Here is a 10,491-nt window from a genome sequence, read left to right on the forward strand (position 1 = left end):
GCTGGCGGCACGAGCCCTCTCGGATCCGGTGGTGGCGCAAGTTCAGCGCGTACGGCGCGGTGGCTGCGGGGCGGCCGGATGCGGCGGCTCGGCCTCGTCGGAGTTGGGGCTGGCTGGGGCATGGCCCGTGGTGGTGGCCGTCCGGGCCTGGGCGGCCTGGGTGCGCAGCAGCCACTGGGGTACGGGACGACGCTGGCGGTCGTCGGGGAGGGCGAGCAGCGCGTCGGCGGTGTGATGGATACCGACGGTGGCCTCGAGCAGTGCGCGATTGGCCTCGCGCAATCGCTCCGCCAGCGGCGGGGTGCCGAGGCCGTCGACCCAGAAGCCGGCCTTCTCCACCACTTCGCGGAGCGCGGGCAGCATGCCGATCTTCTCGTCGGTGAGGACGTAGAGGAGCGCGGCGACCTCGACGGCTTCGTCGGCGTGGACGATCTCGTCGATCAGTGCGCTCAGAGTCTGGTTGTAGACGTCGTGCGTGGCGGCGAGAGGGGGCGTGCCGGTGCGGTCATTGCGCAGGCGCAGCGACGGGTCGATGACCACCGGGTATCGGGCGGCGGTCAGCATCTCGTAGGCGTGGGTGGCCTTTTCGTTCTCGTAGTCCTCGCCCATGTCGTAGTGGAGCCGGTACCAGGACTGGCGGATCGAGGACTGGGGGACGAATCCGGCCCGTTCCAGGAGCGTGGCGGCGAATGCGTCACCGCCTTCTGCGGTGACGCCGCTGGTGGGACGGCGGGCGATACGGATGGCGGGGATGGGCTCGGGCATGCGTTGGCCTTCTGTGGCGTGGCGGGCGGTTTTGCGCAGATGCGTGGTGTGAGGGGTGGTGTGTGCCGAGGATCCGGGCCTGGAGGCGTTTGGCGAGGCCGGGAAATTGCGGTAGAGAGCCGACGGGGCGCCGCTCAGCGGGCGTGCGGCGCGGACGAGGCTGAGAAACCTTCAATTGCAGTGAACTCGCGGGGGATTGCATGCATCCGGGCGTCCGTGTCGAAGAGTTCGCGCTCGCGCGGATGGAGGAGGTGCTGAGTGATGAAGGACCGGCCCGCCACCTTCCACAGGCCGCGTCCCTTGGTGAGGGCGGAGACGGCCTGGGTCTCCACGCCGGTCAGTCCCAGGAGGGTGGCGGCGGTGGCGAGTTGGTCTGCTTCCTGGCGGTAGATGATCCGTGTGGAACAGTCGGTCAGCAGGCCCTCGGCGAGTGCGCGGCCACGGGATCCGGCGTCGCCTGCGGTCAGCAGGTCGGACAGCCGGTGGATCACCATCAGATTGGCGATGCCGAGTCCTCGGGAGAGCTTCCACTGGGACTGCATGCGTTCCAGCAGGGCGACGTGCCGCATGACGCGCCACGCTTCGTCGTAGATCACCCAGCGCCTGCCGCCGGCGGGGTCGGCGAGGGCGGCCTCCATCCACGCTGAGGCACAGGTCATGGCGAGGACGAGGGCGGTGTCGTCGCCGACGCCGCCGAGCCGGGACAGGTCGATGGACAGCATCGGCGCGGCCGGGTCGAAGGTGACCGTGGAGGGGGCGTCGAACATCCCGGCCAGGTCGCCGTGGACGAGGCGGCGCAGGGCGTGGGCGAGGTCTTCGGCGGCCTGGCCGAGCCGCCCGGACAGTTCGCCGATGGCCGCGTCCAGCCGCGCCGGTGAGCCCAGAACATGGGCGACATCGCCGAGCAGCGGCGTGGCACCGGTCGCCTCGGCGGCAGTGACGACTTGGTCGAGGGTGACGTCGAGCGCGGTGTGCTCCATCGGGTGCAGGTCCCGGCGCAGCACAGTGCGGGCAAGGGAGCCGAGCAGCAGCAGACGGCGCTTGCGGACCTCGCTCGTCCAGTCCTGCTCACTGATGCCGTACGGCCGGGCGGGCGCGTCAAGGGGGTTGAGCCTGCCGGGGAGGCCGGGGCCGAGGGCGATGGTGTTGCCGCGGAGGGCCTGGGCGACGGCTGTCCACTCGCCCTTGGGGTCGCAGGGGACGTAGATGCGGTAGCCGAAGGCGACGGCTCGGACGGCGAGGGACTTGGCGAGGGCGGACTTGCCCATGCCGATGATCCCGGCGAGCAGGATGTTCGGGTTGGTGAAGCCCTCCAGCCGCCCGTACAACGCGAACGGGTCGTAGGTGAACGCGGCTTCGGCGTGGACATCGCAGCCGATGTAGATGCCCTGCGCGCCGAGCCCGCCTTCGGCGAGGAAGGGGTATGCGCCGCTGGCGGTGGCCGTCGTCATCCGGTGTGCGGGCAGTTTGAGGAGGCCGCCTCGGGCGGAGGCGGGGCCCGGCCTCCCCGACGCAGGGTAGGTGGCCCGCAGATCCGGATCCCCACCGGCGGAGGTGGGACGGGTTTCGGGCTGGGCGGCGCGGCGGGCGGTGTGGCGGGCGGCGGCGAACTCCTCCCGCGCGGCGCGAGCTGTGGCGCGGCTGGCCTTGCGCGGGGTGAACAGGGGGCTGGCGCTGGCGCGCGTACGGATCGCCATGGGGCAAGAACTCCTCGGGCGGTGTCAGTGGCGGATGAGGCCGGTGAACGGGTCGTGCAGCTCGGCCGGGGTTGTCTGGCGACGGACCCGGGCGGCGGTGGCGAGATGCCGCTGACAGATCGACAGCTCCGGGGCACCCTCGGGAAGCCCCGCCCGGCACGCCTCCGGGGCCGGCGTCTGGCCAGTGGAGGGGCGGGGAGCTGCGTGGTACGCGGCGTGCAGATGCTCGACGGCCTGCCACAGCCGGGTCCGTACGGCGCGCAGGTTGTCGCCCTCGGCCTCGGCGACCACGGCGGTGCGGGTGGTGTGGGCGTCGAACAGGCCGTGCAGGGAGATCAGATGGGCGTGCAGGGAGTCCAGCTCGGCGCGGCTGGCCGCGACCGTTCCGGCAGGGACGTTGATGCTGCGGTGGAAGTCGAGCGCTGCGGTGGCGAACGGCACGAAATCCGGGGCGAGGTCGGGCAGCGGCGGCTGCGGGGTCAGCATGGCGATGCCCTTCGGCGAAGTGCGGGTGAGAGGACGGAGCGCTACGGGCGGGCCAGAGGCAGGGCCGCATTGGTGAAGGCTTCGGCCTGCTGCCAGGTCAGACGGCGCAGATCGACCAGCGCGGCGACAGCGGCGGTCTCGACGGCGGCGCAGGCGGCGTTGAGCTGCTCATCGCTCTCGGCGGAGACGGTGAGCAGACCGGTCAGGGCGACATCGGCGTGGCCGGCGATCAGCTGCCGCTCACGGGCCTTGATATCGGCGTACTCGACCGAGTCCTCCTCGGAGTCGACCTGGCCCTTGCGCTGCCGCTCGGCGGCGTCCGCGATCACGGTGGCCTTCTTGCGCTGGACGTCCCTCAGCGCGGCATCGAGGCCCTTGGGCGCGTAGGTCAGGGACAGAGTGCGGCGCACGCCGGAGGCGAACAGCAGTTGGTGCAGGAAGCCGGGCGAAGTTTCGATCCGAGGCCAGTTCTCGATCCAGAACACCGCGTGGTGCGCGGTGTCGGTCTGGATCCGGTCGGCCTTCTCCACCAGCACCACCGGGCCGGCGGCTGCCGGGACGGCCTGCGCGCGCCCGGAGGCCGACCAGCGGTCCAGCGCCGCCGACGCCTCGGGGTCGTACGCGGTGCGCACGACGGCGGCGATCTCATTGCCGGTCAGCCATCCCGCAGGGGCGAGCCCGGCGTTGCGGGCTGCCTGGTCGAAGGTCGCCGTCAGCTGTGCCAGGACCGCGAAGGCACCGGTGAGTCCGCCTCCGGCCTGGTTGATCAACCTGCGGGCGGCCTTGAGGTCCAAGGCCAGGGCGAGGTACGCCTCGTGTGGCGCGGCGGCGGGCCCTGCGGCGGCGAGCAGGTCGGAGTAGACGGGCCCGGCGAGGTGGGTGTCGGGGCGCCCGTGGTCCTCCCAGTAGCGGTTGAGCGCGTCACCGGAGTCCGGGACGGTGCGCTCCAGGACCTGGATCCGGGCGATGTGTCCCGTACGGGCCAGGGCAGCGAGGGCGCGGCCCCATCCGGCGACGTTGGCGTTCTGGGTGGCCGGATCGAGCAGCGCGAAGGCCCGGCTGGAGATCTTCACGACGGCGGTCAGAGTCTGCTGATGCGGGTCGTGAACGGCGCCGACACGGCGGTCGGGCGAGGCGACCACACGCAGGGAGGCAGCGGTGCCGGGCAGGTGCAGCAGGCCCTCGCGGCGCTGCCGGGTGGAAGGCCGGGCGAGCCAGAGCAGCTGGCCGCGGGCACGACGAAGCGCGTACCGGAGCACGATGGGGGACCAGTCGGCGAGTGAGCGGCCGTGGTGCCGGGCGAAGACCGCGACCGCGACCAACGCCCACACCGGTATCAGCTTGAGGGCTCCGGTGACGCCGGCGGTGAGCAGGACCGCGAGAAGCAGCAGGCCGGTGGTGGCCACGACGAAGAGCTGGGCGGCGGTGAGGCCGAGCAGCACGCCGCGCCGGGAGCGGTGCGGGAACTTGACCGTGGCCGTGGCCTCGGTCGGTGAGGTGTCGGAGAGCATGGCGAAGCCGTCCTTGAAACGAAGTGCAGAGATAGAGGGAGGGGGCGGGCCGTCCAGGTGGCGGCGGCCCACCCCGTGTCAGCCAGGGCTAGGAGCGCGAACCGCCCTGCGGTGGGTTGGGGTAGACCCACTGCTGCGGTGTCGCCGAGCCCTGCGGAGCGGGACCAGCGCCGGACGAGGCCGCGCCTCCCTGCGCGGCCGGAGGCCGTAGCCGAGTCGCAGGCCCCTGGGGTTGCGGGCTCGCAGGTGCCTCGGCTGCCGCGGAGCTCGACGACGCTGGGGCGTTCGCCGCGGCCTGCTGTCCGGGACGCCGGATCAGCGGCTGGCCCCGGTCACCGTCGGCCGGCGGGCGCTTGATGAGCGGCGTGCCCTTGTCGCCGGTGGCGCCCGGATCCTCGCCGTAGCGGAACCGGACCTGCTTCGGGGTACCGGTGCTGCTGTTGTTGCCGGTGGGGTCGATCCCAGAGGCGACACCGCCCCAGCCCATGCCTGGCACGGTCGCCGGGCCCTGCGGAGCGGGGGTGCCGGTGCCGGCCTGGACCGCGAGTTGCCCGGCGGTCTTGGCCCCGCGGGCGGCGGTGACCATCCCGGAAGCCCCGGAGCGGTGCAGGTCCTCGCCGCCTCCGCCGTCGGCGGCCCAGTGCACGAACTTGTACGTGGCGAACGGGGTGAGCATCACCAGAGCGAGTACGACGATGCCGGCCATCGCATCCGACAAGGCGGACAGCCCGTCCTTCGCATCGGCCTTGCCCATCGCCGAGACGCCGGTCAGGAACACCACCGTCATCAGCAGCTTCGAGACGACGAGCGTGGCGGTGGCCTCGATCCAGCCGCGCCGCCAGCGCTTGGCGACCTCCCAGCCGCCTCCGGCGCCGGCGAACACGGCCAAGGTGACGAGGATCAGGATGCCGACCTTGCGGAAGACCATCACGCCCCAGTACATGAACGCGCCGATGGCGGCGCCGAGCGCGACCAGAGCCTGGACCAGCCAACCCAGCGCACCCAGCTGCCCGAACTGGCTGACCAGGACCACGCGGCGTACCGCGTCCGAGACGCTGCTCTTGGCGAGCGTGAACAAGCCGTCCGACAGTGCGTCGACGACGGTCAGGGCGACGGTGGTGAAGGCGATCGCGGTGAAGGCGAAGAAGACGCCCGTGATCGTGCCCTTCAGCGCGTCGAACAGTGACTCCGAGTCGCGGCGCCAGGCGGCCCGGATCAACGCCAGGCAGAAGGTGCCGACGGTGAGGATCAGCCCGATCGGCAGCAGCAGTTCGTAATTGTCCCGGAACCAGGACGCGTTCAGGTTCACCGCGGTGGTGGCGTTGACGGCATCGGCGGCGAGGTCGGCCGCCGAAGCGGCGAGCTCACCGGTCGACTTGGCGATCCAGGCGCCGATGCCGTCGGTGATGGCGTCGCCGACCCCGCTGGTGACGCTGTCGCAGACGCTGGACATCAGGGGCCAGTCGCAGACGTTCACTGGCATGGCAGACGCCTCCTTTCTTTCTCGTGGGGGGTCAGGGGCTGACGCCCGGAGCGATGCCGGACAGCGCGCAGTGCTCGTGGGGGCGGCACTGGACGGCGAGCGTGATCGCGCGGGATTCGGCACCGGCACCGCCGCTGTTCCAGGCGATGGCCTGGGTGCCGGTGACGCTGACCGCGTAGACGTACGCGGTGGTGATCGCGCCCGGGTTCTCGTTGAATGCGGCCGCGAAGGCTGCGGGGATGTGACCCTCGCTGATGCGGGCGGTGGCGTACTGGCCGTTCGTCCGTAGCTGCTTCCACAGGTCCTTCGTGGGCACTTGGGCGGTGACCGAGGGCCAGTCGGCGTATTTCTCCTCGCCGGTCATCCACGCTTTCAGCCCGGCCAGTTGCTGCGGCTGCGAGAGCGTGCGGCTGTCGTAGGCCCACAGGGTCTTGGCGAACGCCTTGCCGAAAACCACCGGGTCGGTCGTCCTCGGGGGCTTGGCCACCGACCCCTTGCCGACGGGCCCCGAGACCGACGGGGACGGAGTGGCGCTCGCCGTTGCTGTCGCCGCGCTCGTCGTGCCGGCGGCAGAGGGTGGGGCCACTGTGTGGCGATCGCGGGTGAGATACGCGATCAGCCCGGCGACCGCCGTGAGGGCGGCCAGGACCGCGATCCCGGCCATGATCCGGTGGCGTGGTCCTGATGCGCCGCCTGCGCGGGCGTGCGTGGCGGATTGTTTCGTTTGCATCAGTGGACCTGGGAGCCGAGCGCGGAGAAGAAGCTGACGATCCCGTTCGCGGCGCCGAGCAGCAGTGCGCAGCCGGCGGCGACCGTGGCACCCTTCTTGCCGTTGGCCTCGGCCTGGTGCGAGCCGGAGTGGTGACCCCAGGCCCACACCACGGCGGAGACGGCCAGGGCGCCAACGACGGCGATGATGCCGAACAGGTTGATCGAGGAGATGACCTCCTTCAGGACCGACAGGCCCGGCAGGCCGCCCTCCTTCGGGGTCACCCCCGGGTCATAAGCCAGATAACGGACGTGATCGGCAAGATTCACGGCAACTCCAGTTCGAAAATGGGCACACGGAGATGCCCGGGAAGCGGGAAGAAGGGGGGGAAGAGGGGGAGGCGATGGCCCCGGAATAGGGCCTACGGCCCCGCGGTCACGGCGCAGAGCCAGGGATCAGCCGGAGACCATGCAGTCGCAGGAGGCAGCCTGCACGGACGGGGCGAGGAGCACCGTGCCGCCCAGCACCACGGCAGCAATCGCGGTCAGAATCGCTCTGCGCTTCACGGAGGGGGTCCTTCGGCTGGGGGGAATGACGGCCCGAAGCGAGCCGGACAGAAGGGGAAGTGCGAGGCCCGCTGGGCTCAGTTGGCGACGCGGCGCACGGCCAGCACCTGGGACTCCCACGCGGCGAGCGTGGTGATCCGGACCACGTCACCGGTATGCGGCGCGTGCACGATCAGCCCGGAGCCGATGTACATGCCCACGTGATTGGGGGCAGCGGCGGTGCCATCGGTGAACAGCAGATCGCCCGGCTTCACCGCGCCCAGAGATACGGCCTCGCCATCCTTGACCTGGGTGTAGGTCGTACGGGACAGCGTCACGCCGGCGGCGGCGTACGAGCGCTGCATCAACGACGAGCAGTCACAGCGCCCCATCGGGTCCAGCCCGTGCGGATCCGTACACGAGCCACCCCACTGATACGGAGTGCCGAGCTGGCCGAGCGCCCACCGGATCGCGGTCCGCACCTCGGTGGGCGCATCGGCGGGAATCTCGTACCCATCCGGCAGCGCCCCGGCGGGAATCGCGCCGAAGCCGGCACCGTCCTCCCCACCCCCGACCACGCACCCGGAACCGGTGGAATCAGCAGCGTCGCTCGATCCTGCGTCGTCATCCGGGGAGCCCAGGGCCTTCACGATCGCCGACTGCAGAGCAGTGGCCAGGTCCTCCCACTTGGCGTACGCGTCCGGATAGCCCGAGCGCTGGACCGCCTGAGCGGCCTGCGCGACCGTCAGCTGCTGCCACCCGTCGACCTTCAACAGGTGCGTGTAGAACTGGGTCGCCGCGTACACGGGATCCCGGATCTCCTTGGCCGCCCCCCAGCCCTGCGACGGACGCTGCTGGAACAAGCCGAGCGAATCCCGGTCGCCGTACGACAAGTTCCGCAGGCCGGACTCCTGCAATGCGGTCGCCAATGCGATCACTTGCCCCCGCGCCGGCACCTTGAGCGCGATGCCTGTGGCGACGATGGTCTTGGCGTGCGGTATCTGCTCGGCCGGATCACTCAGACCCGCGATCGAGACCGAATCGCCCTTGCCGCCACCCAAGATCGACTTCACCTGTCGAGCGACCGTCGCGCTATCGACGGACTGTGCACGACCGGCCGTGCAGGCTGCCGCATCCTTGGCGGCTACGACGAGGAACGGGGCGGCCAGGAGCAGGGGACCGGTGGCGACCAGGCCCACCACGGTGCCGGTCTTCTTCATGGCCGCCACCGGAATGAGGGTTTCTGGGCATGCTGCATACGCAGCTCCTTAACGTGTGGTGGCGCGGCGCCGGTCTCTCGTGGAAAAGGTCACCGACGCCGCGCCGGTGTGAATCCGAACTCCCCCAGGAGGGCGAGGAATCCGGTATCTGGGGCGACTAACTCCCAAGACCCGGAGGCGTCATCAGCGTGCGGCAGCCAGCCGCGCTCGTAATCTCAGGCACCACATCGGAATGCCTCCCCTGGCTCGTCGACAACACGCCCCAACTGCGATTCCGGTGCTGCCCCGTTGGACGAAACAGCACAGAAAAAAGCAGGTCAGCAGGAGCGGGGACCAGCCCCGTCCTGCGAACACGGCGAGACAGTAGACGCGATTTGCGGCCGCACCAAACGACCCTCGATCCGGCGCAAGCCGGGCGTGGCAGACGGGCTCTGGACTATTGGGCGCGGCCGGACGGAGCCACTAACCTCCCGCCCATCAACCGCCCCGAACGGCTACTCCCGATGCCGCCCGGAGCCACTGCTGCGCGACTCCCGAAGGGAAAATCGCGCCACGACCGAAACCCCGGAAAGCGAGAACTCCCGGATGCCGTACACCCTCCACCGAGGCGACGCACTGACCGTGCTCGCCGGCCTCAGCGACGACAGCGTCGATGCTGTGATCACCGACCCGCCGTACAACAGCGGCGGACGCACCAGTGCCGAGCGCACCGGCCGCACCGCCCGCTCGAAGTACACCTCCACCGACGCTGAGCATCAGCTGGCGAACTTCCCGGGCGAGAACCGCGACCAGCGCTCATACGGGTTCTGGCTGAGCCTGCTGCTCACCGAGACATACCGGGCCACCGTCGAGTCCGGCGCCGCACTGGTTTTCACCGACTGGCGGCAGCTGCCGACGACGACGGACGCCCTGCAGGCCGCAGGATGGACCTGGCGAGGCATCGCCTCCTGGCACAAGCCGGTCTCCCGGCCGCAGAAGGGCCGCCTGAAGCAGTCGTGCGAGTACATCGTCTGGGGCACCAAGGGGCCGGTCGACGCCGACCGCAACCCCGTCTACCTTCCCGGCCTCTACACGGCGAGTCAGCCGAGGAAGGACCGGGTGCACATCACCCAGAAGCCCGTCGAGGTCATGCAGGAGCTGGTCAAGATCTGCCCACCCGGCGGCACCGTCCTTGACCCCTTCACCGGATCCGGCTCCACGGGCGTCGCCGCGCTTCGTGAGGGGCGACAGTTCATCGGAATCGAACTGTCAGATCACTACGCGGACATCGCCGAACAGCGACTCCAGCGCGCCCTGACCCAGGATGACTTCGTACTGGCAGGCCCTGAAGAATGAGACCAGACCACGCCGGACCGCCATCCATGAAGGCACGTAAGACCGGGGGCCGGGGCGCATCGGAACTCCGATGTGCCCCTGGCCCCCGCGATCTGGGTCAGCGGCCTTCGATGCTCCGCCGGACCAGCTCGCCAGCTCTCGACAGGTCCTCGTGTGACCGGATCCGCAGCTCCAGAGGACCAGTCCCCAGACAGCCGATCCTGCGTACGTCACGGGAGAAGCCCTCGACCAGCTCGACCGTGTCGGGATTGACCGCAAGCCGGACCACGAGGGTGTGGCTGCGCGGCTGGAAGCGGACAGTCGCGACGTTCTTGATCCGCCGGTAGGCGACGTAATGCAGCTGGAACTCCTTCTGCACATCAGCAGGGGAGATCAGCATCGCGTCGAGGTCGGCGTACAGGTCCCGCAGCGACTGAGGCGACTCGTCGTAGAACTGCCGGACCGACTTGACCGTCGAGCCATCGCTTGCTGCATCCGCCGAGCGCGCGCCCGCGATCGGTGCCGGCGTGCGGAGCGGTGTCGCGGAAGCGGAACCGGGCACCGAGGCGACCAGCTGCAGAGCCAGCAATCCGCCGCCGAAGTCGCGGTAACTCACCAGATCGATCCGCCGGCCGATCTCCTCCACAGCGTGCGCATCGTGGAGGGTGAAGTCACCGGCGATGCACACCACCCGCGGCATGCTCCAATCGACCGCCCTGGCAGCCTCGTCGCCCAGCCGCTCCTTGACCAGGCTCTCGAAC

The 10,491-nt window shown here is 70.3% G+C and carries 10 protein-coding genes; 1 reads left to right on the top strand and 9 read right to left on the bottom strand.

The features are described 5' to 3' along the window. Nucleotides 1-42: 42 nt before the first annotated feature. The 8 genes from ACFSL4_RS18910 to ACFSL4_RS18945 all read right to left on the bottom strand — a co-directional run bounded on the left by ACFSL4_RS18910 (nucleotide 43) and on the right by ACFSL4_RS18945 (nucleotide 8,416). The gene (locus ACFSL4_RS18910) at nucleotides 43-765 is read right to left on the bottom strand and encodes a hypothetical protein (protein ID WP_381084084.1); all 723 of its coding nucleotides are present in this window, start codon (nucleotides 763-765) and stop codon (nucleotides 43-45) included. Between the two features lie 134 nt (nucleotides 766-899). Beyond that, nucleotides 900-2,462: an ATP-binding protein gene (locus ACFSL4_RS18915; protein WP_381084086.1), complete on the bottom strand. Its 1,563-nt coding sequence runs from the start codon at nucleotides 2,460-2,462 to the stop codon at nucleotides 900-902. Nucleotides 2,463-2,486: 24 nt separating this feature from the next. After that, nucleotides 2,487-2,948 (bottom strand): DUF6238 family protein, encoded by a 462-nt coding sequence (locus tag ACFSL4_RS18920; RefSeq protein ID WP_381084088.1) that lies wholly within the window; start codon nucleotides 2,946-2,948, stop codon nucleotides 2,487-2,489. Between the two features lie 41 nt (nucleotides 2,949-2,989). Next, nucleotides 2,990-4,459 (bottom strand): SCO6880 family protein, encoded by a 1,470-nt coding sequence (locus tag ACFSL4_RS18925; protein ID WP_381084090.1) that lies wholly within the window; start codon nucleotides 4,457-4,459, stop codon nucleotides 2,990-2,992. A gap of 88 nt (nucleotides 4,460-4,547) precedes the next feature. Then, a complete protein-coding gene (locus ACFSL4_RS18930; RefSeq protein ID WP_381084112.1) occupies nucleotides 4,548-5,936 on the bottom strand; it encodes an SCO6881 family protein in 1,389 nt (462 codons plus the stop codon). Nucleotides 5,937-5,973: 37 nt separating this feature from the next. After that, nucleotides 5,974-6,606 (bottom strand): hypothetical protein, encoded by a 633-nt coding sequence (locus tag ACFSL4_RS18935; protein ID WP_381084092.1) that lies wholly within the window; start codon nucleotides 6,604-6,606, stop codon nucleotides 5,974-5,976. 65 nt (nucleotides 6,607-6,671) lie between these two features. Then, a complete protein-coding gene (locus ACFSL4_RS18940) occupies nucleotides 6,672-6,980 on the bottom strand; it encodes a DUF6112 family protein (RefSeq protein ID WP_381084094.1) in 309 nt (102 codons plus the stop codon). A 314-nt stretch (nucleotides 6,981-7,294) separates the two neighbouring features. Beyond that, complete coding sequence (locus ACFSL4_RS18945) at nucleotides 7,295-8,416, bottom strand: C40 family peptidase (protein ID WP_381084096.1); 1,122 nt, start codon at nucleotides 8,414-8,416, stop codon at nucleotides 7,295-7,297. Nucleotides 8,417-9,001: 585 nt separating this feature from the next. Between ACFSL4_RS18945 and ACFSL4_RS18950 the strand changes: the two genes are divergently transcribed. Continuing rightward, nucleotides 9,002-9,751 carry a DNA-methyltransferase gene (locus ACFSL4_RS18950; RefSeq protein ID WP_381084098.1) on the top strand — a complete coding sequence of 250 codons (750 nt, stop codon included), beginning with the start codon at nucleotides 9,002-9,004 and terminating at the stop codon, nucleotides 9,749-9,751. Between the two features lie 97 nt (nucleotides 9,752-9,848). Here ACFSL4_RS18950 and ACFSL4_RS18955 read toward each other — a convergent pair. Beyond that, a partial coding sequence (locus ACFSL4_RS18955) for a transporter (RefSeq protein ID WP_381084100.1) occupies nucleotides 9,849-10,491 on the bottom strand: 643 nt, incomplete at its 5' end.

The sequence above is a fragment of the Streptomyces caeni genome, assembly GCF_042678285.1.
GTDB classification, from domain to species: Bacteria; Actinomycetota; Actinomycetes; order Streptomycetales; family Streptomycetaceae; genus Streptomyces; species Streptomyces caeni.

What these genes read in the sequence shown, in the direction of transcription:
- ACFSL4_RS18910 (WP_381084084.1), bottom strand. Translation starts at nt 765, where the DNA reads ATGCCCGAGCCCATCCCCGCCATCCGTATCGCCCGCCGTCCCACCAGC.
- ACFSL4_RS18915 (WP_381084086.1), bottom strand. Translation starts at nt 2,462, where the DNA reads ATGGCGATCCGTACGCGCGCCAGCGCCAGCCCCCTGTTCACCCCGCGC.
- ACFSL4_RS18920 (WP_381084088.1), bottom strand. Translation starts at nt 2,948, where the DNA reads ATGCTGACCCCGCAGCCGCCGCTGCCCGACCTCGCCCCGGATTTCGTG.
- ACFSL4_RS18925 (WP_381084090.1), bottom strand. Translation starts at nt 4,459, where the DNA reads ATGCTCTCCGACACCTCACCGACCGAGGCCACGGCCACGGTCAAGTTC.
- ACFSL4_RS18935 (WP_381084092.1), bottom strand. Translation starts at nt 6,606, where the DNA reads ATGGCCGGGATCGCGGTCCTGGCCGCCCTCACGGCGGTCGCCGGGCTG.
- ACFSL4_RS18945 (WP_381084096.1), bottom strand. Translation starts at nt 8,416, where the DNA reads ATGAAGAAGACCGGCACCGTGGTGGGCCTGGTCGCCACCGGTCCCCTG.
- ACFSL4_RS18950 (WP_381084098.1), top strand. Translation starts at nt 9,002, where the DNA reads ATGCCGTACACCCTCCACCGAGGCGACGCACTGACCGTGCTCGCCGGC.